This is a genomic window from Lacrimispora sp. 210928-DFI.3.58 (assembly GCF_020554865.1).
Lineage (GTDB): Bacteria > Bacillota > Clostridia > Lachnospirales > Lachnospiraceae > Enterocloster.
On record NZ_JAJCIC010000008.1, the window covers coordinates 51,584 to 72,145 of the forward strand.

Below are 20,562 nucleotides of genomic sequence, written 5' to 3' on the forward strand. Positions count from 1 at the left end.
AGGAGCCTTAGTTGGATATAGAAAGAAAGGAAAACGCAATGAATATAGATGAGATCATGACACTGATTCAGGCAGTTTCTGACTCCACCCTTACCAGCTTTGAGCTGGAGGAAGGCGATACAAAGCTTTCTTTAAAGAGGGAGAAGGAGAAGACGAAGATCGTTGCAGCGGCAGCTCCGTCCATGGACTCTGCGGTTGCGGCCCAGCTTATGCAGGCGGCAGCCGGTATGGCGGCCCAGGGGGCTTCCGGCGCAGCCCAGCTTATGCAGGCAGTACCTCAGGAGGCAGGAGCAGCTGAGGACCAGGCAGCTTCCTCAGGAGCCGCCGCGGACATTGGCTCTGACAAGGTGATCGTATCCCCGCTGGTGGGAACCTTCTATTCCTCCTCCTCACCGGATGCGGAGAGCTTTGTAAAGGTAGGAGATACCGTAAAGAAGGGCCAGGTTTTGGGAATCATCGAGGCTATGAAGCTGATGAATGAGATCGAGAGTGAATATGACGGTGTGATCGAGGCAATCCTTGTGAATAACGAGGATGTGGTGGAATACGGCCAGCCGCTGTTCAGGATCAAATAGGCGCTCTCGGACGAGAAAGGAGAAAAGCTATGTTAATGGGAGTAAAGGAAATCCAGGAAATCATCCCCCACAGGCATCCGTTCCTCTTAGTGGACTGCATTGAAGAGCTGGAGCCGGGAGTGAGGGCTGTGGGTTATAAATGTGTGACCTTTGACGAGTCCTTTTTCAAGGGTCATTTTCCACAGGAGCCCGTAATGCCGGGAGTGCTGATCATTGAAGCTCTTGCCCAGACAGGGGCAGTGGCCATCCTTTCCCAGGAGGGCTTTCAGGGAAAGATCGCTTACTTCGGCGGCATTGACAAGGCAAAATTCAAACACAAGGTCGTTCCGGGCGAGCGTTTAAAGCTGGAATGTGAGATCATCAAGCAGAAGGGACCGGTAGGCGTTGGAAAGGCTACCGCTACGGTTGACGGAAAGCTGGCAGTTTCTGCGGAGCTGACTTTTATGATCGGTTAGGAGAAAAGGATGTTTAACAAGATTTTGATCGCCAACAGAGGAGAAATCGCTGTCCGCATCATCAGGGCCTGCCGTGAGATGGGCATCCAGACAGTGGCAGTATATTCTGAGGCAGACAAGGACTGCCTTCACACTCTGCTGGCAGATGAGGCAATCTGTATCGGTCCTGCGGCTTCTTCCCAGAGTTACCTGAACATGGAGCGTATCCTGGCAGCCACGGTAGCTGTGAAGGCGGATGCCATCCATCCGGGATTTGGCTTTCTTTCTGAAAATACACGTTTTGCAAAGCTGTGCGCAGAGTGCAATATCACCTTTATCGGTCCTTCCGCTGATATTATTGCAAAGATGGGCAATAAATCAGAGGCCAGGAAGACCATGATGGAGGCAGGCGTTCCCGTGGTGCCGGGCAGCAAGGAGCCGGTACATACAGCAGAGGACGGACTTGCCATGGCAGAGGAGATCGGCTTCCCGGTCATGATCAAGGCTTCCTCCGGAGGCGGCGGAAAGGGCATGCGCATTTCAAGGAGCAGGGAGGATTTTACCGAGCACTTCAATGCAGCCCAGATGGAATCTGTCAAGGGCTTTTCCGATGATACCATGTATATCGAGAAATACATTGAAACGCCACGCCATGTGGAATTTCAGATCATGGCAGACAAATATGGCAATGTGGTCCACTTAGGAGAGAGGGACTGCTCCATCCAGAGGCGCCACCAGAAGGTATTGGAGGAGGCTCCCTGCGAGGTTATCTCCCCGGAGTTAAGAAAGCAGATGGGCGAGACTGCCGTTCGTGCGGCCAAGGCCGTTGGATATGAAAATGCAGGCACCATTGAGTTTTTATTAGATAAGGATAAGCATTTCTATTTTATGGAAATGAACACGAGGATCCAGGTAGAGCATCCGGTAACCGAGATGGTGACAGGCCTTGACCTGATCAAGGAGCAGATCCGTGTGGCAGCCGGGGAGCCCTTAAGCGTTACCCAGGAGGATGTAAAGATCCAGGGCCATGCCATAGAGTGCCGCATCAATGCGGAGAATCCGGCAAAGAATTTCATGCCCTGTCCCGGACGGATCACCACGGTGCATATCCCGGGAGGCAACGGTGTCCGTGTGGACAGCCATATTTACGGGGACTATAAGGTTCCTGCCAATTACGATTCCATGCTGATGAAGCTCATTGTCCATGACAAGGACAGGGAAGGAGCCATCGCCAAAATGCGCAGTGCATTGGGCGAGGTCATCATCGAGGGGATCGAGACAAACATTGACTTCCAGTATGAGATCCTGGAAAATGAGGCCTTCCAGAAGGGCGACACGGATACGGGATTTATTGAGAAATATTTTCCGGATTATGTAAAGTAGCAAGCAAGGCGGATGAGCAAGGGAAAGGAAATGATTTATGCTGCGTAACATGTTCAAGAAAACGTATACAAAAATCGATACAAAGTTCAGGCCCCAGACCAAAGCCGGGGAGGAACCGGCGATCCCACAGGGAATGTGGCGCAAGTGCAACAAATGCGGCCAGCCCATATACGTGGAGGACGTAATGAACAACTATTACGTCTGCCCAAAATGCGATGGTTATTTCCGTGTCCATGCCTACCGCCGGATCGAGATGCTGGTGGATGAGGGGACCTTTGAGGAGTGGAATAAGGAAATGAACTTCTCCAATCCGCTGGATTTCCCGGGATATGAGAAAAAGGTAATGGCCGCAAGGGAAAAAAGCCATCTGAATGAGGCCATTGTCACCGGAAAGGGAAAGATCGAAGGTAATCCTGCGGTCATTGGCGTCTGCGATGCACGCTTTATCATGAGCAGTATGGGCCATGTGGTCGGAGAGAAGATCACAGAGGCCGTGGAGCGGGCAACAAGGGAGAAGCTTCCCGTTATCCTTTTTGCCTGTTCCGGCGGAGCCAGGATGCAGGAGGGGATCGTTTCCCTGATGCAGATGGCAAAGACCTCCGCTGCCTTAAAGCGTCACCACGAGGCCGGGCAGCTGTTTATCAGCGTTCTCACAGACCCCACTACGGGAGGCGTCACTGCCAGCTTTGCCATGCTGGGAGATATTATCCTGGCAGAGCCCCATGCCCTGATCGGCTTTGCAGGCCCCAGGGTGATCGAGCAGACCATTGGTCAGAAGCTGCCGGAGGGGTTCCAGAGAGCGGAGTTTCTGCTGGAGCATGGTTTTGTGGATAAGATCGTGGAGCGCCGTGACCAGAAGCGGGTAATAGGCCAGATATTGTATATGCACCGCAGCCACAAGATGAATGTGGAGCGGAAAATGCCGGAGGACTTTGCCGAGGCCCTGAAGGCCAGGCGGGAGGGCCTGGGAACGGCGGAGGCGATGCCGTCAGGAGAAGTCCGGGAGACCAGGACGATGGAAGAAGCTGCCGGGGCAGATATGTCAGAGAATGGAGCTGCCGCAGAAGCCGGAGGGACAGAGACTTCCGGGGAAGCACCGGTTCCTCAGGGCACGGCAGAGAAAACAGCCTGGGACACCGTCCTTCTGTCCAGAAAGGCGGACCGCCCCGTTGCCACAGATTACATCGAAGCGATCTTTGACGAATTTATCGAGTTCCACGGAGACAGATACTTTAAGGACGATGGAGCCATTGTAGGCGGTATCGCCATGTTCCACGGCATGCCTGTCACTGTCATTGGGCAGCAGAAGGGAAAGAATACAAAGGACAATATCAAACGCAATTTCGGTATGCCTTCCCCGGACGGCTACCGCAAGGCCCTGCGCCTGATGAAGCAGGCGGAGACCTTCGGACGCCCCGTTATCTGCTTTGTGGATACCCCTGGAGCCTTCTGCGGCTTGGAGGCTGAGGAGAGGGGCCAGGGAGAGGCTATTGCAAGAAACCTGTTTGAAATGTCAGATCTGAGTGTTCCTGTGCTGTCTGTTGTCATCGGTGAGGGCGGAAGCGGCGGAGCCCTGGCAATGGCTGTGGCAGACGAGGTTTGGATGCTGGAAAATGCGATCTACTCCATCCTTTCACCGGAGGGCTTTGCTTCCATTCTTTATAAGGACAGCAAAAAGGCCCCTGAGGCTGCAAAAGTAATGAAGGTAACGGCAGGAGATCTAAAGAAACTGGGCCTGATCGAACGGATCGTGCCTGAGGAGGAGCCTGCCTGCACAGATAATCTCTACCGACTTACAGAATATATGGACAACGCCATGGCAGAGTTCTTTGAAACCTATCTTGCTATGACAAAGGAAGAATTGGCAGAGCACAGATATGAGAGATTCAGGAGAATGTGATGAACAAATTAAAACCATTGGTCATAGGTGATTTAGAGATAGTAAAGCCCATCATCCAGGGTGGAATGGGCGTAGGCATCAGCCTTCACAAGCTGGCTGGCGCAGTTGCAAAGGCAGGGGGAATGGGAATCATCTCCTCTGCCCAGATCGGGTTCATGGAGCCGGATTTTACCACCAACTTTGTGGAAGCCAATTTAAGAGCCATCCGCAGGGAGATGAAGGCAGCCAGGGAGATCTCGCCGGAAGGGGCCATCGGGTTTAATATCATGGTTGCCTCCAGGCACTACGATATGTGGGTGAAGGAGGCTGTTAAGGCTGGTGCAGATATCATTATCTCAGGAGCCGGGCTTCCTGTTTCCCTGCCGGATCATGTGAAAGCAGCCTACGAGGAGATGAAGGCAGCCGGCCTTCCTCTTCCCAAGCGCCGCATCAAGATGGCTCCCATTGTATCATCTGCAAAGTCCGCATCTGTTATCTGCCGCATGTGGGACAGAAAGGCCCATACTGCACCGGACCTGGTCGTAATAGAGGGCCCCTTAGCCGGAGGCCATTTAGGCTTTTCCAAGGAGCAGCTGACAGCCTACGGTGCTGACACAGAGGATGTGCCCGCTACCTACCACAAGGATGAATACGATGAAGAGATAAAGAAGATTATCCAGGTGGTAAAGGAGTATGGGGAAAAATATGGAAAGCATATCCCGGTGGTGACAGCCGGAGGTATTTACACCCACGAGGATGTACTCCACCAGCTTGAGCTGGGGGCCGAGGGCGTCCAGGTAGCCACCCGCTTTGTGACAACGAAGGAGTGCGATGCTTCAGAGGCCTACAAGGAGTCCTACATCAAGGCCTGCAAGGAGGATATCGTCATCACCCAGAGTCCGGTTGGAATGCCGGGAAGGGCGATCTTAAACCCCTTCTTAAGTCAGATAAAGGAAGGGATACGCCCAGCCATCAAGTCCTGCTTCCAGTGCCTGGAAAAATGCGATATCCGCACCATCCCCTACTGCATCACCCAGGCCCTTGTAAATGCGGCCACAGGCGATGTGGATAACGCCCTGCTGTTCTGCGGAAGCAATGCCTACAGGGCGGAGCGGATGGAGACTGTGGATGAGGTGATGGATGCCTTGATGGGAATATAGAAAACAAAATCCGCCGGTGTATGCCGACGGATTCTTTTTCCCCATATTATTAACATGCTTATCCACAAAGTTATCCACATTATCCACCGTCCACACAAGATATGCGGTTTGAAATCGGGAAAATACAAGATTTTGATTGTGGATAACTTACCTTTCTTTTTTATTACGATTCCCTGTCAGCTTCCTGCGGTCCATTGACTCTTTGGAGAGATGGAATTAAGATGATGTGGTAAAAGCATATGGAAAAGGAAGTGTCATTATGGGAGCTGCTTCAGGTGGGAAGCTTATGCAGGAGGAAAAGGCAGAATACCTGATCGGGGATGTGGCCCGTATGGTGGGCTTAAGCAGGGATACCCTGCGGTTTTATGAGAAAAAGGGGATCATCACTGCGAAGAAAAAGGAAAATGGATACCGCTATTATTCTGAAAATGATATTTACAGACTGATGTATATCATCTATCACAGAAAAATGAATACCAGTCTGGAAGAAATAGAAGGCCTGATAAAAGGAAGGAGCCAAGGCATACAGGACCATCTTTCCAGGCGTATTGCAGAGGAGGAGGCGGCGATCAGGCAGCATAGGCGGGCGATCCTTAGGCTGAAGCTGGTAAGCCGCGATATAGAGCAGGTGGAAAGAACCGCGGGAAAATGCTATCTGCGAAAATTTCCGAGTGCATATATCATGGGATATTGTGAGGATTTCCAAAAGGGGCTGCTGCAGTGGTTCAGCCTGGCATCAGAGACAGAGGGGCTGGACATGACATACTTTTACAATGTCCTGTCCTATGAAAACGGAAGGCTCATAAAGCGGGGAGTAAAGCTTCTTTTATATAAAGATGTGGAGCAGGAGCTGGAAAAGGATGCCTGCTGTGAAGAACGCCGGGAAACAGAAGAAACAGAATGTATTTATACGGCGATAAAATCAAAGGACATTTTTCCGTCAGAGGAAAGCATCAGAAAAATGGTGGAATGGGGCCGAATGAATGGCCTGAAGGCGGGAAAGACGGTATATGCAAACGTAATGTCTTCACTGTTTAGCGAGGAGCAAAACATGTATTGCCTGGAGCTTTACATGCCCCTGGAGGGTGGAGAATTCTTACAATCCTCTTACGTATATTGACCTTGGAGCAACTCCAGGGTATAGACTGGTGTCAAAGCAAGAGATGATTTGATATCAGGAGGTATTTGTATGAAGAGACGCTTTGCAGTTACAGTATTGGCCCTTGCTCTGACAGCAGGAAGCGCCATGACATCCATGGCAGCCGGATTCGCAGGGACAGGAAAGGGCGTAAAATATCAGTGGGGATCAGGGCAGTACTGCACCAATAACTGGGTATCGTACAAGAATCACTGGTTTTACTTTGGATATGACCAGCTTATGAAGACAGGATGGATCCAGAAGGATGGAGACTGGTATTTTGCTTCTGACACAGGGGAGCTTCAGTCAGGCCTGTTAAAGATCAACGGCAATGTCTACTATATGGACAGCAACAGCTGCAAGCTGCGCACAGGTGATATTACTGTCAGAGGTGAGACCTATCATTTCACGGAAAACGGTACGACAAACGGCAGCCCCTATGTATATACGGAGTGGAACAGCAACGGAACCATCCGGAGAGGCACAAAGTTTGGTGTTCGTTAATGGATAAAAAAATACAAATAAACAGAAAGCCGGCGGTTTTTCATGGGAACCGCCGGCTTTCTGTTTTATGGGGCTTTATTCCTGCTGGGAGTTTGCCTTTGAAATTCTGTATAAAGTCAATGAGAAATGATGATATGGTAACTGTGATCAGGGAATAGACAATGCGTCTTGCCGGTATATAGGACAGGGAAAGCAGGAGAACGGTAATATCCGTAAACAGATATGCCTTTGAGATCCTGCAATTTGCCACCTTGGAGATCACCAGAGCCAGGGCATCATCCCCGGCACAGGAAGCGCCCTGCCGCACTACCAGGCCGCAGCCGATCCCGATAAAGCAGCCTCCTGCAATGGCGGCAGCCAGGGGATAGGGAGCCAGGCTGGGAAGAACAGGGGGAAACATTTCCCAGAGGCCAAAAAAGCAGGCCATGGAGAAGGTGGCAAACAGGGAGGTTTTCAGAAATTCCTTTCCCAGATACCGGAAGCCCAGTATATAACACAGGCCGTCCAGCACAGGGGAGGCCACAGAGGAGGGCAGCCCCAGCCAATAGTTGAGCAGCAGTATGAGCCCCAATATGCCTCCTTCCGTGATATCTGCCTGATGGTGGACATTGTAAATGCCAAAGGTAGTGATAGCGGTCCCAAGGAGGATAGACAGGACCATGGACAGCTTTTTCGGCTGCTGCATAATAAAACATCCTTTCTATTTTCGATAATAAGATACATAACATATTATGGAGATATTTGCAAGGACAATAAAAACGTGAGCTGCCGCATTTTGCACCGCGGCTGCCGGGAGGAAGGCTGGAGCAGGGAGAGGCGGTTAACGCATCTCCCTGCGGTAGATATGGGCAAAGTAGGCGATTTCCGCCAGGGCTGTCAGCGTCCAGGAAACGCTGTAGAGCAGGTACAGGGACGGGATCGTCCTAAAATGGGCGAAGATCGTGTAGACCCAGAGCACCCGGAATACGCAGGAGCCGAGGATCACAATGACAGTGGGGACAAGGCTTTTTCCCATTGCGCGGGAGGCCGCGATCGTACCGTCCATGAAGGCGGAGAGACAGTAGGAGAAGCCCATGATCCTCAGCCTGTACATACCGGCGGCAGCGACCTGGGGATCCGTGGTAAAGAGAGAAAGGAACTGGTTTCCGAACAAATTGAGAAGAAGTCCCATGGCTGCGCCGATGCCGAAGGAGTAGCCGAGGCTGATGAAATAGCTTTTCAGCACACGCTCCTTCTTCCCTGCGCCGTGGTTCTGCCCCATAAAGCTGATACAGGCCGTGTAGAAGGCAGCCATCATGTCATAGACCAGCGTATCGGAGTTCGCAGCTGCGGAATTTCCGGCCACCATAATGGCATCAAAGGAATTGACACCCATCTGAATAAAGAGGTTGGCAATTGCAAAGATGGCATTTTGCAGGCCGGAGGATAAGCCGAGACGCAGGATATCCTTTGCATGCCGTCTGTGGATCCGCAGAAGCCGGGGCTGCAGTGCATAAATATCGCGGCTGCGGATGAGGGCGGCAAGGATCATGGCTGCCGACATGTACTGGGAAAGGGCGCTTGCGAGAGCAACGCCGGCCACATCCAGACGGCAGACGATAACGAAGAAAAGATTCATTACAATGTTTGCAGCTCCTGCAATGCTTAAGTAGCGCAGAGGACGGCTGGTATCCCCGGTTGCGGAAAATACAGCATTTCCGTAGTTGTAGATTGCCAGCGCCGGCATTCCTGTGAGATAAATATGCAGGTACAGGACAGCGCCGTCCATCAGCTCCTCTTTGGTATGTAAAAGCTGAAGGACAGGACGGGCAGAGACGATCCCTCCTGCCATGAGGAAGAGGCCGATGAGAAGGCTTACAATGGCAGCCGTATGAACGGTCTGCGTCAGTGCAGAGCGGTTTTTGGCACCGAAATAGAGTGAGGTCAATGCATTGATCCCGGCGGAAAGCCCGATGAGAAAGCCTGTAAACATAGAGACAAGGGTGGTCGTGGATCCGACTGCTCCAAGTGACATGGGACCGGCAAAGCGTCCGATCACGGCTATATCCGACATATTGAAAAGGACTTGCAGCAGATTGGAGAGCATCAGCGGAAGGCTGAAAAAAAGCATCTTTCTGGAAATGGATCCCGTTGTGAGATCCTGGCTGGCGGTTTTCATGGAAACATAACTCCTGTATCATGTAGTAAGGTTTTTTGACTGCATCCGGTACCTTTGGCCCGGTTTGTGCAGCAGTCATCCTCCCTATACTAACGCGAAAACAGAAAAACGGCAACAGTTACTTTTGGCAGGTTATGGGCCAGGGGATGGGAAGCATATATTAGTAAGGAGAAGGAAGGAAAAAGGGAATAAAGGATGCTGAATTATCTCTGGTCTGGTATGATCCTTATAGGAATATTGTGGGGAGCCGTTCATGGACAGCTTCCTGCGGTGACAGAGGGAGCCCTGGGGGCGGCAAAGGAGGCAGTGTCCCTAAGCATCACTATGCTGGGAGTCATGTCCCTGTGGACAGGAGTTCTGGAGATCGGAAAGCGGGCAGGCCTGATCGGTCAGCTTTCCAGACATTTGACACCCCTCTTGGCCTTCTTATTTCCCAGGCTGTCCCCGGAAAGCGAGGCTGCAAAGCACATTTCCGTCAACATCATCGCCAATGTGCTGGGCCTGGGCTGGGCCGCTACTCCTGCAGGGCTGAAAGCCATGGAGGAGCTAAAGAAACAGTCCCGGGCCTCCGGCACAGCCACTAACGAGATGTGCACCTTCCTGATCCTCAACATCTCCTCCCTCCAGCTCCTCCCAATGAATATGATCGCTTACCGCAGCCAATACGGCAGCCCCTCCCCCACCATCATCGTGGGCCCGGCGCTGGCGGCGACATTTTTGAGTACGGTGGCGGCGGTTGTGTTTTGTAAGGTGATGGATAGGAGCCCCAAAATGTGATATGATAGAAATCACAAAACCAAAAGGAGGCAAATCCATGAATACAGATAAAACAACACCCGCCCACTTAAACTGGGCTGTTCTCGGAACAGGGGTTATTGCCAACGAGATGGCGGCTGCGCTTAAGAGCATGGGACATGGGCTGTATGCAGTGGGGAACAGGACCCATGAAAAGGCGGTCGCCTTTGCAGAGAAGTATGGGGTGGAGAAGGTTTACGACAGCTTTGAGGAAATGTTTACGGATCCGAAGGTGGATGTCATCTACATCACCACACCTCACAATACCCATTATGGATTTATGAAAAAGGCTTTGGAGAATGGGAAGCATGTCCTGGCGGAGAAGTCGGTTACGCTAAACAGCAGGGAGCTGGAGGAAATGGCAGCCCTGGCAGAAAAAAAGGGGCTTGTGCTTGCGGAGGCTATGACGATCTGGCATATGCCGGTTTATAAAAAGCTGTGGGAAATGGCAGAGGGCGGAAAGCTGGGAAAGGTGCAGATGATCACTGCGAATTTCGGCAGCTTTAAGGAATATAACATGTCAAACCGCTTCTTTAATATGGATCTGGCGGGAGGAGCTCTGTTAGATATTGGCGTGTATGCCATAAGTGCGGTAAGAAGCTTTATGAAGAGCCAGCCAGACCAGGTATTGAGCCAGATGCGTCCGGCCCCAACGGGAGCGGACGAACAGGCGTCCATTCTTCTCATGAACAAGGACGGGCAGATGGCAGCCATTGCCTTGAGCCTTCATTCCAAGCAGCCGAAGCGCATCGTGATAAGCTGCGAAAAGGCCTACATTGAGATCATGGAATATCCCAGGGCAGCAAAGGCCGTGATCGTGGATGCCGAGACTGGAGCGCGGGAGGAGATCGAGGCAGGAGAGACAGCCAAAGCCCTCCGGTATGAGATGGAGGATATGGAAGCAGCTGTCCTTCAGGGAAGGACAGAGCTTATGAAGCTCTCCCACTCCAGAGATGTGATGGCGATCATGACACAGCTTCGGAAGGAATGGGGGATGAAGTATCCTGGGGAAGTTTGGTAAGGGCCGGACGGCGGTCGGAGGCTTACGGCAGCGGGGACAGAGGAATGCGGCCGGGCAGCTGCAATGAGTGCAGGCAGCAATACAAAGACAGGGAATAAAAAGGCAGACAGCCATAGTGCGGCGAAGAAGGAGCTTAAGCCTTCCAGCCGGAAAGATGGCTGTCTGCTTTTGTATTAGGAAGATCTGCGGGTATTGCTTTTCAGATGGTTATGCGTTGCAGGAGCTGCACTCCCCCTTCAGGTACTCTACTGTCGGGATCTCTCCTCTTGCGCACAGTGCTTCGATCTCTACCAGTGCTCCCATAGGAAGTGCTCCTACCTGGAAAGCGCTTCTGGCCGGGTAGTCGGAGGTGATGTGCTTTGCATAGATCTCGTTCATGGCTGCAAAATCCTTGATATCTGCCAGATAAACAGTGGTCTTGATGATATTGTCCACTGTCAGATCGGCCTCTGCTAAGATGGCCTCCAGATTCTTAAAGCACTGCTCTGTCTGCTCCTTGATGCCGCCCTCAGCCAGCTTTCCCGTAGCCGGGTCAATGGGAAACTGCCCGGAGGTAGCGATGATGCCGTTGGTGCAGATGGCCTGGGAATAAGGTCCGATAGCAGCCGGCGCATTGCTTGTTGCGATAACTGATTTGCTCATAATGATCTCTCCTTTTATAATATGTTTTCGTCCCTGCCTGCCGGAGAGAGAAAAAACTCTTTACTTCGCCGGCAAACATGATATAATATATAATAAGTTAAAACACTTGAAAAAGCAAGGGGTCAAACAAAATTATTAGAAGGAGATGGTTACATATGATAGGTACGATCGCAAATACGGGGGCGATCCTTGTGGGGAGCATTACAGGCAGCAGACTGAAAAACGGGATCGGGGAAAAGTATAAAACGATCATGCTGGACTCCATGGGCCTTGTGGCCACAGCGCTGGGCATAGGGACCATTGCCCAGGCCATGCCGAATTCCAGATACCATGTACTGTTTATCGTAAGTCTGGCATTGGGTGGAGTCATAGGCACTTTTTTGGATCTGGATACGTCCTTTCGGAATATGGTGGGAAGGTTTTCCGGCGGTTCTAACCTGGCGCAGGGGCTTTCCACGGCTATCCTTTTGTTCTGTACAGGCACAATGTCCATTTTGGGGCCTATACAGAGCGCTTTAAATGGGGATAATACCTATCTGTTTACAAATGCAATGCTGGATGGCGTGACCTCCATTGTACTCAGCTCCACCTTTGGCTTTGGGGTGGCCATTGCAGCGGCAGTGCTTTTCTGCTGGCAGGGAAGCATCTTTGTGGCTGCCAGGCTGATCGCTCCCTTTATCACAGAGAGCCTTATGACAGAGATCAGTCTGGTGGGAGGCATCCTGATCCTGAGCAGCGGCCTGGGTATTCTGGGGATCAAGCAGATCAAGACCTTAAATCTGCTTCCGGTACTCTTCGTGCCTCCGGCCGCCATAACGGTCATGGCTGCTCTGGGCCTGTAGGACTGCAGGCGCGCAGAAAAGAGGGCCTTCTTCCGGCTGGCCGCTGGCTGCCGGGAAGAAGGCCTTTTCAAATTGTATTTCATATCTTAGCTCATCACATGATATTCTAAACAAAATGCACAAGTCTCCAACAGAATCTTTGTGCAAAACTTTATTTTTGTAGTTTTGTACAAAAAAATATCAATAGGCACTTGAAAAATTGGAACTAACTTGTTATAATACATAACACGAAATAAAGGTGTCTTGTGACATAACAAGTTTACACTCCATCGACAAAAGACAAGGCAACCATTAAGAAAGGATATGTGCGTTATGTATGATTTCGACAAAGTAATCGACCGCAGGGGCACAACCAGTATTAAGTGGAACGACCAGAAATCCTTCGGACAGAAGGACGGGCTGCTGCCCTTCTGGATTGCAGACACGGACTTTGCTTCCGTTCCTGAGATCCTTCAGGCTGTTCAGAAGAGATGCGAGCACCCCATTATCGGGTATTCAAACCCGACAGGCAAGGAGTATGAGGCGATCCAGGGATGGTGGGAGCGCCACTATCAGTGGAAGCCGGATACCAGCTGGATGCTGTTAAGCTACGGCGTGGTGACAGGTATTTATTTTACGCTCAATGTAACAGTGCCAAAGGGAGAAAAGGTGCTGGTATTTACACCGGTATATGACCCCTTCTTTGCAGCAGTTAAGAACAGCGGCCACACGCTGGTAGACTGTCCTCTGGATTATAAGGACAACTACTACACCATCAACTTTGAACGGTTTGAGGAAGAACTGAAAAATGGTGTAAAGGCAGTTGTATTCTGCAATCCTCACAATCCCATCGGACGCGTATGGACAGAGGAGGAGATGAAGCAGCTTGTAGACCTCTGTGTGAAGTATGACGTATATCTGTTAAGTGATGAGATCCATGCAGATTTCGGCCTGACCCGTCCCTACACCACAGCGGGAAGGTTTGAGGAGATTTATCCGAAGCTGGTGGTATACACAGCGATCAGCAAGACCTTCAATATGGCAGGCTTTGGCTCTTCCTGCATGATCATCCCGAATCCGGAGTTAAAGCAGCAGATCTCCGACAGCTATGATGCCTGCTGGATGTTTGGTCCCAGCGACCTGGCATTTACAGCCATTGAGGCAGCCTATACATACGGTGACAAATGGGTGGAAGAGCAGAAGGAATATTTAAAGGGCAATGCCGAGATCGTCACAGCCTATATTGCAGAGCACATGCCGAAGGTGAAGGTGACAAAGCATGAGGGAACCTTCCTTATGTGGCTGGATATGAACTGCTATGGCCTTACAAGCGGAGAGATCACCACCATCCTTGCAAAGGAATACGGCCTGGCTTTAGGAGATGGAAGCCATTACGGAAAGCAGGCAGAGGGCTTTATGAGATTCAATATCGGCTGTGCAAGAGAGACGCTTATGAAGGGTCTTTTGCAGCTGGAAAAGATGTATGAAAAGTATGTCAGGTAACGGTTGCTGTGAAAGTCCTGCCGCCGGATAGGCGGCATGTATTCAGATATGCCAAATGCGCCCGCCGGACTTTTATAGTGCGGCAGAGCGTCTGCCTGCCGGGCGCATGCAGGCTTTGAAAACAAAGTGATAAAACCTGCCGGACCCTGAAAGGGGCCGGAGGGAAAAATAAGGGGGAAATACGCATGAGTAATACGGAAAATACTCACAAAAAAATCAGCTTTTCCGACTGCATGGGTCTTGCGATCGGACAGATCATCGGCTCCGGCATCATGGTACTGACAGGCGTTGTGATCGGCCTTACAGGACATGGAACGCCTTACGCATTTATCCTGGGCGCACTGTTAGCCATTGCCACCTGTGTACCTTTTATCATCCTGACATCTACCATCCCGGCCTCCGGCGCAGGTTACACCTACGTAAAGCGCCTGATGGGAGATAAGGCAGGCTTCATGTACATTGGCATGTTCGTGTTAAGCCAGGTACTGATCGCTACCTACGCAAAGGGCTTTGCAAGCTACTTCTGCTCGATTTTTACAGGCTTCAGCGAGGCGGTGGTAGCCATGGTGGCCCTGATCGCCTGTACGGGCGTCAATCTTGTGGGGCTTCAGTCCAGCGCCAAGGTTCAGAAGTGCATGGTTGCCTTCCTGATGACCAGCCTGTTCCTGTTTATTGTTTTCGGCCTTCCGAAGGTTCACTGGGATACCCTTGCGCTGACCACACAGAATATCATGCCGGACGGACCGAAGAACTTCTTTACCGGCGTAGCCCTTTTAAGCTTTGCCTGCGGCGGCGCGAAGTTCGTGGCGGAAAACGGCGATGATATTATGGAGCCTGCAAAGACCATTCCTAAGGTGATCGTACTTTCCACCTCCATCGTTGCAGTATTCTATGCTCTGATCGGTGTTGTGGCAGCAGGTGTGCTTCCTGTAGAGGATGTTGCATTCCAGAACCTGACCTTAGTTGCACAGGAGATCTTCCCGACCTGGCTGTACCTCTTCTTTGTATTCGGCGGCGCGATCTTTGCACTGCTGACCACCTTAAACGGAACCTTAAGCTGGGTTACAAGAGGCCTTCAGGCAGCAGCAAAGGAAGGCTGGCTTCCGGAAAAATTTGCAGAGGAGAACAAGAACGGTGTTCCTGTGATCATCCTGGGCGTGTTCTTCATAATGGGCGCTGTGCCGATCGCTACAGGCATGGACCTGACCCTGATCTCCAACATGGGCGTTGGAACAGATATGATCACTGAGTTCATGGTACTGCTGGCATGCTGGAGACTTCCGAAGCATCTGCCGGAGGAGTACAAGAAGTCCGCATTCTATATGTCAGAGGGCGCGCTTCATGGGATCCTTCTGGTGATCGGCGTACTGATGTTAGGAACCTCCTATGTAAACCTGTCAGACCTGACAGTTCCGGCAGCTATTGCATGCGGAATTTATATTGTGATCCTGTTCGTATATACACAGGTACGTCATAAATATGTGGCTTCCAAAAAGGCCCGTTAAAGACAAGATGCAGCCCCTGTGGCACAGGGACTGAACAAGCGGAAAAGAGGATGCCAAAAGCATCCTTTTTTCCAGCTAAAGCAGTATAATAATTGAGAAAGAACAATGAAAGGGGTCAAAGTAAGGCAATATGGAACGTTTTGCAATCATTGGTTTCGGCTGCGCCGGCTATCACGCCCTGGAAGCCATACGGCAGTCCGGCAGCAGGGCCTCTGTAGATATATACAGCAATACAGCTATGCCTCCCTATAATCCCATGCTTACCACCTATTATGCAGCGGGGCGCCTGCCCTTTGAAGGCATGTTTCCCTTTGGGAGCCTGGAGGAGATCGCTTCCAGATATGACGCACATGTGATCGCGGGTACGGCGGTAAAGGCAGTCCGGGCAGCGGATAAGGCAGTGGTGACAGAGGACGGCACAGAGAGGACATACGATAAGATCCTCATAGCCACAGGGGCATCGGCCTTTGTGCCGGGTTCCTTTGGCGGCTTAAAAGGAGCCTTCTGCATGAGGACAGTGGAGGATGCCGTTAAGCTCCATGATGCAGTGGCAGCCAGACATTATAAGAATGCAGTGGTAGTAGGAGCATCCATGGTTGGGATCAAAGTAGCAGAGCTTCTCTATAAGCAGGGGACACATGTGACCCTGGCCGATATGGCGCCCCATATCTTTGCCCTTGCCGCTTACCCGGAGGTATCAGAGATCATAGAGGAACGCATCCGCGCTATGGGCATGGATATTGCCTTTGGCCAGGCCATCACAGCGGCGGAGGAGCACTGCGATGAGCAGGGAAATGTGACAGGCTACACCGTGCATCTGGGAGACGGCAGTGTGATCGAGACAGAGATGCTGGTGCTCAACATCGGAACCAGGGCAGCCACGGGTATCCTGGATCCTGAGGAGGTAAGGATCGAGCGGGGGATCGTGGTGGATGAGAAAATGCAGACCTCTGCAGAAGGAATTTACGCTGCAGGAGACTGCTGCCAGGGTAATAACCTCCAGTCCGGCCAGACCCAGATCATTGGCCTGTGGGCCAATGCAGGCGTCCAGGGACGTGTGGCAGGAGCAAACATGGCGGGAGGACAGGCAGAGACTGACGGCAACATCCTCCACAATATCACCCATTTCCTGGATATGGATTTCATCGGCCTGGGAGATAACCGCATAACAGGCGATACATACACCTATGTGAACAGAGAAAAGGGCTTTTACCTTCAGGCTGTCATAAAGGATGGAAGGCCTGTGGGCTTCAACATTCTGGACAACTATGGGATATCCGGCATTTTAAAGGCACATCTGATAAAGATCCTTCGGGGAGAGGGCTGCACCTTTACGCCGGAGCAGAGAGGACAGCTCATGCACTATGGGCTGGAGCAGGGATTTATGGATTATTTGGAGGCAGCAGTATGACTGAATTAGAGCGTAGGATAAAGGCGAAAATTCCGGGAGAGGATACAGGGATAGAGGTACGCCATACCATGTGCGATATCTGCTCTCCGGGCATGCATTGCGGTATCAATGCATATATCAAAGATGGAAAAGTGATCAAAATTGAAGGAATCGACGGCCATCCGGTAAGTGACGGACGCCTTTGCACAAAGGGCATGGCCAATCGTGAATATATTTACCGGGAAGACCGGATTAAGACACCCTTAAGGCGGATAGGAAAGCGGGGAGAAGGAAAGTTTGAGCCTATTTCCTGGGACGAGGCCTATGCAGAGATCGCAAAGCAGCTGAATGCCCGCAAGGAAACCTATGGCCCTGAGAGCGTTGCCTTCTATTCCGGCTACTCCAAATGGTACCGCCAGACCTTAAGGCGTCTGGCCTATGCCTTTGGCAGCCCCAACTACGGCTGTGAGTCCAGCGCCTGCTACACAGCAGCTTTCATGGCCTGGAAGATGGCAGCAGGGGAGCAGGGAGATCCTGATATGGAAAATTCCGACCTGTTTTTAGGCTGGGCCTTCAATCCCTTCTACTCCAGGTATATGGGCGCAAAGCATGCCATGGAGTTAAAGGAAAAGGGACTGAAGTTTATCATCGTGGATACAAGGCGCACTCCCACCTCGGAAAAGCTGGCAGATCTGTTCCTCCAGCCGAAATCCGGTACGGACGGAGCCCTGGCCCATGCCATTGCCAATGTGCTGATCGAAAACGGATGGATCGACAAGCCCTATATTGACAAATACGTATACGGTTTTGAGGAATATGCGGAGTACGTAAAGCAGTTTAATGAGACCAATGTGGAGGAGCTCACAGGGGTGCCATATGAACTGGTGGTAAAGGCAGCGCAGATGATCCACGAAAACCCGAAGATGAGCTGCAACGAATCCTCCGCACCACTGTGCCATCACCGCAACGGCCTGCAGAATTACAGATCCGTTATGGCCCTTTTGGCCATCACAGGCAACTTTGACAGGACAGGGGGACAGATATTAAATCCTCACACCTTCATGCATGTTGCCTGCGGCTTTGAGACAAGGGAGCACGATTACCTGTATGAGAACAGGCCAAAGGAGGCAAAGGAGCCGGTAGGCGCAGAGCGCTTCCCTCTTTGGAATTATCTGGAAGGGGAAATGCAGGCAATGGATATGCCCCGTCAGATACTGGAGGGAAAGCCATATCCGCTGCGCGCCATCTTTGCTCTGGGACTGAACGGGCGCATGTTCCCGGATTCAGGGAGAATGTTTAAGGCCCTGGAAAGCCTGGACTTCTTTGTGGACACAGATCTGTTTTTGACAGACACGGCAAAATGGGCGGACATTGTCCTGCCTGCCTGCTCCTCCTTTGAGAGAGGAGAGTTTAAGCCCTACCACGGCGGACTTGCATGGTATACAAGCCCTGTGATCGAGCGCATCGGGGAAGCAAAGAGCGATGTGGAGATCTGCACGGAGCTTGCCCGTGTGATGGATCTGCCGGATGAAGTGCTGAAGAAGGGCTATGAGTATTTTATCCAGCATTATATCCTGGATGATTTCCATGTAACCGTAGATGAATTGAAAAAGGTGGAGCTGCCTGTAAAGATCGCAGAGGTGACACACCATAAGGATATGGAAATGCTGGAGAAAGGACTTCCTACCCTGACCGGAAAATTTGAGCTGAAGAGCGCGATCATTGAGCGCCATCCGGAGTGGGGCTTAGATCCCCTGCCAACCTACAGGCAGCCCTTAAACGATGCAGACCCGGAGAAATACCCCTTTGTGTTCACCTCCGGCTCCCGCATCCCAGGAGCGATCCACAGCCGCCTGCACAAGGTGCCGAGAAATCGGTCCCTGCGGCCTGACCCAATGGCGGATATGAATTTGGGAGACTGTGAAAAGCTGGGAGTAAAGGAAGGGGATCTCATCACCATTTCCACAGAAAAGGGTTCTCTGACTGTAAAGGTCCATCCCACTCTTACTGTACAGGAGGGGCTTGTAAACCTGTTCCACGGATATTCGGAGGCAGATGCGGAGAGTATCATGGATGGAGATCATCTGGATCCCTATTCCGGCTTCCCTGCTTACCGCTCTACCCGCTGTGCAGTGAAAAAGGCTTAAGGAGGTACTGGCAATGAAACGCTATCTGTTTTTTGATTCGGAAAAATGTTCTGCCTGCGGCGCCTGCGCGCTGGCCTGCATGGATCAGAACGATATTGATATACCGGCAGGGGAGCAGCCCTTCCGCAATACCTTTACATTGGAGGGAAAGGCAGGGGATCTGCATTTTTACTCCGTAAGCTGTATGCACTGTGCCGATGCCCCCTGCGTCATGGGCTGCCCCAGCGGCTGCCTGACAAAGGACAAGGAGACAGGCTTTACCCTGTACGATACGACTATGTGTATTGGCTGCCATTCCTGCGCCATGGCATGTCCCTACGGCGTTCCTACCTTTGGACAGGATGGAAAAATGCGCAAATGCGATGCCTGCATCGAGCGCCAGAAGGCCGGGCTGCTGCCTGCCTGTGTAAAAATATGCCCCACAGGCGCCCTGACCCTCTTGACGGAGGAGGAGTTCAATGCCCGTCAGGCTGCAGAACAGAGGAAAAAGGCTGCTCAGATGAAGGCCTGACAGAAAGGAATGAAAAAGGAGTATGATAGTTGGAATTTTGGCTGTGGCAGGGGCTGCTACCTGCTTAGGGATCATGCCCAGCATACAGAAGCAGCTTTTGGTGGACGGGCTTCCGATGAACAGCCTCATGTTTTTTACAAACCTGACGATCTCTGCGGTGTGCATGGCTTTGGCAAAGGCAAAAGGGCGCAGCCTTAAAGCCAGGCCTGCCCAACTCATCCAGGCCCTGGTTATGGGAACCAGCGGAATGCTGCTCACGGCCCTCTTGTTAAACAACAGCTACCTGTATCTGCCGGTGGGGACAGCCATCATGCTGAATTTTCTGTATCCCTCCATTGTATGTATTATCATGGGAACCGTATTTAAGGAAGGCTTTACGAAGCTCCAGATCGCAGCCATTGTAGTGTCCATCACAGGAATGGCCTTCCTCACAGGGGCAGGCGGGGAAATGCCTCTGATCGGGATCGTGCTGGCAGTGGTCTCTGCCTTTACCTACGGCGGCTATCTGGTGGCAAATGAAAAGGGGCCTGCCAACGAGCTGCCAATAGAGACAAAACTGTTTTACGTATCCCTTCCGGGAAGCCTGCTGTTTGGCATCCTGGCTCCGGTGACAGGCACCTTGGCTGCCCCGGCAGGAGGGATCGGGGGATGGCTTTTCCTGATCTGCGGTTCCGGATTGTTTACCGTAGGCGGATATTTTATGATGATGTATGGGATCAGCCGCCTGGGAGCTTCCACTGCCGCCTTTATCTCCATGCTGGAGCCGGTGGTGAGCGTGATCTTTGGAACGATCTGGTTCAAGGATCCGGTGACCCTGGGCATTGCTGCCGGAGGCGGCCTGGTTATTACCAGTATTTTGCTCATAACCATAGATGGGTATCAAAAAAGCCGGTAGCCCCGGTTTTTTTGATATGGCAATACGGCAGGATGGGTGTGAATGATATTGCAACCCGAAACCTTGTTATGCTATAATTTTGAAGGCGGATCTCTTGGGAC

At 51.6% G+C, this 20,562-nt stretch carries 19 protein-coding genes; 16 read left to right on the top strand and 3 right to left on the bottom strand.

Translation table 11 applies throughout. The annotated features are described in order from the left end of the window. The first annotated feature begins 38 nt into the window (after positions 1–38). From accB to LIZ87_RS07130, 7 genes are all read left to right on the top strand, one after another. Positions 39–575 carry an acetyl-CoA carboxylase biotin carboxyl carrier protein gene (gene accB / locus LIZ87_RS07100; RefSeq protein ID WP_178316279.1) on the top strand — a complete coding sequence of 179 codons (537 nt, stop codon included), beginning with the start codon at positions 39–41 and terminating at the stop codon, positions 573–575. Between the two features lie 29 nt (positions 576–604). Beyond that, positions 605–1,030 (top strand): 3-hydroxyacyl-ACP dehydratase FabZ, encoded by a 426-nt coding sequence (gene fabZ / locus LIZ87_RS07105; RefSeq protein WP_178316274.1) that lies wholly within the window; start codon positions 605–607, stop codon positions 1,028–1,030. A 9-nt stretch (positions 1,031–1,039) separates the two neighbouring features. After that, positions 1,040–2,392 carry an acetyl-CoA carboxylase biotin carboxylase subunit gene (locus LIZ87_RS07110; protein ID WP_178316275.1) on the top strand — a complete coding sequence of 451 codons (1,353 nt, stop codon included), beginning with the start codon at positions 1,040–1,042 and terminating at the stop codon, positions 2,390–2,392. A gap of 37 nt (positions 2,393–2,429) precedes the next feature. After that, positions 2,430–4,292: an acetyl-CoA carboxylase carboxyltransferase subunit alpha gene (locus LIZ87_RS07115; protein ID WP_178316276.1), complete on the top strand. Its 1,863-nt coding sequence runs from the start codon at positions 2,430–2,432 to the stop codon at positions 4,290–4,292. Continuing rightward, the gene (locus tag LIZ87_RS07120) at positions 4,292–5,431 is read left to right on the top strand and encodes an NAD(P)H-dependent flavin oxidoreductase (protein ID WP_178316277.1); all 1,140 of its coding nucleotides are present in this window, start codon (positions 4,292–4,294) and stop codon (positions 5,429–5,431) included. Before LIZ87_RS07115 ends, LIZ87_RS07120 begins: the two co-directional genes overlap by 1 nt. A gap of 226 nt (positions 5,432–5,657) precedes the next feature. Next, on the top strand, positions 5,658–6,551 hold the full coding sequence (locus LIZ87_RS07125; RefSeq protein ID WP_227146017.1) for a MerR family transcriptional regulator: 894 nt from the start codon (positions 5,658–5,660) through the stop codon (positions 6,549–6,551). Positions 6,552–6,620: 69 nt separating this feature from the next. Then, positions 6,621–7,073 (top strand): hypothetical protein, encoded by a 453-nt coding sequence (locus tag LIZ87_RS07130; RefSeq protein WP_178316278.1) that lies wholly within the window; start codon positions 6,621–6,623, stop codon positions 7,071–7,073. 40 nt (positions 7,074–7,113) lie between these two features. Here LIZ87_RS07130 and LIZ87_RS07135 read toward each other — a convergent pair whose 3' ends face one another. Together LIZ87_RS07135 and LIZ87_RS07140 are read right to left on the bottom strand one after the other, a co-directional pair. Continuing rightward, a complete protein-coding gene (locus LIZ87_RS07135; RefSeq protein WP_227146019.1) occupies positions 7,114–7,758 on the bottom strand; it encodes a YitT family protein in 645 nt (214 codons plus the stop codon). A gap of 135 nt (positions 7,759–7,893) precedes the next feature. Further along, complete coding sequence (locus LIZ87_RS07140; protein WP_227146021.1) at positions 7,894–9,231, bottom strand: MATE family efflux transporter; 1,338 nt, start codon at positions 9,229–9,231, stop codon at positions 7,894–7,896. Positions 9,232–9,426: 195 nt separating this feature from the next. Here LIZ87_RS07140 and LIZ87_RS07145 point away from each other — a divergent pair, with 195 nt between their 5' ends. Together LIZ87_RS07145 and LIZ87_RS07150 are read left to right on the top strand one after the other, a co-directional pair. Then, complete coding sequence (locus LIZ87_RS07145; RefSeq protein WP_227146023.1) at positions 9,427–10,008, top strand: nucleoside recognition protein; 582 nt, start codon at positions 9,427–9,429, stop codon at positions 10,006–10,008. A gap of 37 nt (positions 10,009–10,045) precedes the next feature. Continuing rightward, on the top strand, positions 10,046–11,047 hold the full coding sequence (locus tag LIZ87_RS07150) for a Gfo/Idh/MocA family protein (protein WP_227146025.1): 1,002 nt from the start codon (positions 10,046–10,048) through the stop codon (positions 11,045–11,047). A gap of 207 nt (positions 11,048–11,254) precedes the next feature. On the opposite strand, the gene LIZ87_RS07155 is transcribed toward LIZ87_RS07150, so the two are convergent. Further along, the gene (locus LIZ87_RS07155) at positions 11,255–11,689 is read right to left on the bottom strand and encodes a RidA family protein (protein ID WP_227146027.1); all 435 of its coding nucleotides are present in this window, start codon (positions 11,687–11,689) and stop codon (positions 11,255–11,257) included. Positions 11,690–11,844: 155 nt separating this feature from the next. Here LIZ87_RS07155 and LIZ87_RS07160 point away from each other — a divergent pair, with 155 nt between their 5' ends. The 7 genes from LIZ87_RS07160 to LIZ87_RS07190 all read left to right on the top strand — a co-directional run bounded on the left by LIZ87_RS07160 (position 11,845) and on the right by LIZ87_RS07190 (position 20,461). Continuing rightward, positions 11,845–12,531 carry a DUF554 domain-containing protein gene (locus tag LIZ87_RS07160; RefSeq protein WP_178317260.1) on the top strand — a complete coding sequence of 229 codons (687 nt, stop codon included), beginning with the start codon at positions 11,845–11,847 and terminating at the stop codon, positions 12,529–12,531. 312 nt (positions 12,532–12,843) lie between these two features. Then, on the top strand, positions 12,844–14,013 hold the full coding sequence (locus LIZ87_RS07165; RefSeq protein WP_227146029.1) for a MalY/PatB family protein: 1,170 nt from the start codon (positions 12,844–12,846) through the stop codon (positions 14,011–14,013). 185 nt (positions 14,014–14,198) lie between these two features. Further along, on the top strand, positions 14,199–15,518 hold the full coding sequence (locus tag LIZ87_RS07170; protein WP_227146031.1) for an APC family permease: 1,320 nt from the start codon (positions 14,199–14,201) through the stop codon (positions 15,516–15,518). A 130-nt stretch (positions 15,519–15,648) separates the two neighbouring features. Then, positions 15,649–16,929, top strand: coding sequence for an NAD(P)/FAD-dependent oxidoreductase (locus tag LIZ87_RS07175; RefSeq protein WP_178314608.1), 1,281 nt, complete (start codon positions 15,649–15,651; stop codon positions 16,927–16,929). Then, positions 16,926–19,055 (top strand): molybdopterin-containing oxidoreductase family protein, encoded by a 2,130-nt coding sequence (locus tag LIZ87_RS07180; RefSeq protein WP_227146033.1) that lies wholly within the window; start codon positions 16,926–16,928, stop codon positions 19,053–19,055. The genes LIZ87_RS07175 and LIZ87_RS07180 overlap by 4 nt, the downstream gene beginning before the upstream one ends. A 13-nt stretch (positions 19,056–19,068) precedes the next feature. Next, positions 19,069–19,566 (top strand): 4Fe-4S dicluster domain-containing protein, encoded by a 498-nt coding sequence (locus tag LIZ87_RS07185; protein WP_227146035.1) that lies wholly within the window; start codon positions 19,069–19,071, stop codon positions 19,564–19,566. Positions 19,567–19,588: 22 nt separating this feature from the next. Then, a complete protein-coding gene (locus LIZ87_RS07190; protein ID WP_227146037.1) occupies positions 19,589–20,461 on the top strand; it encodes a DMT family transporter in 873 nt (290 codons plus the stop codon). Positions 20,462–20,562 lie beyond the last annotated feature (101 nt).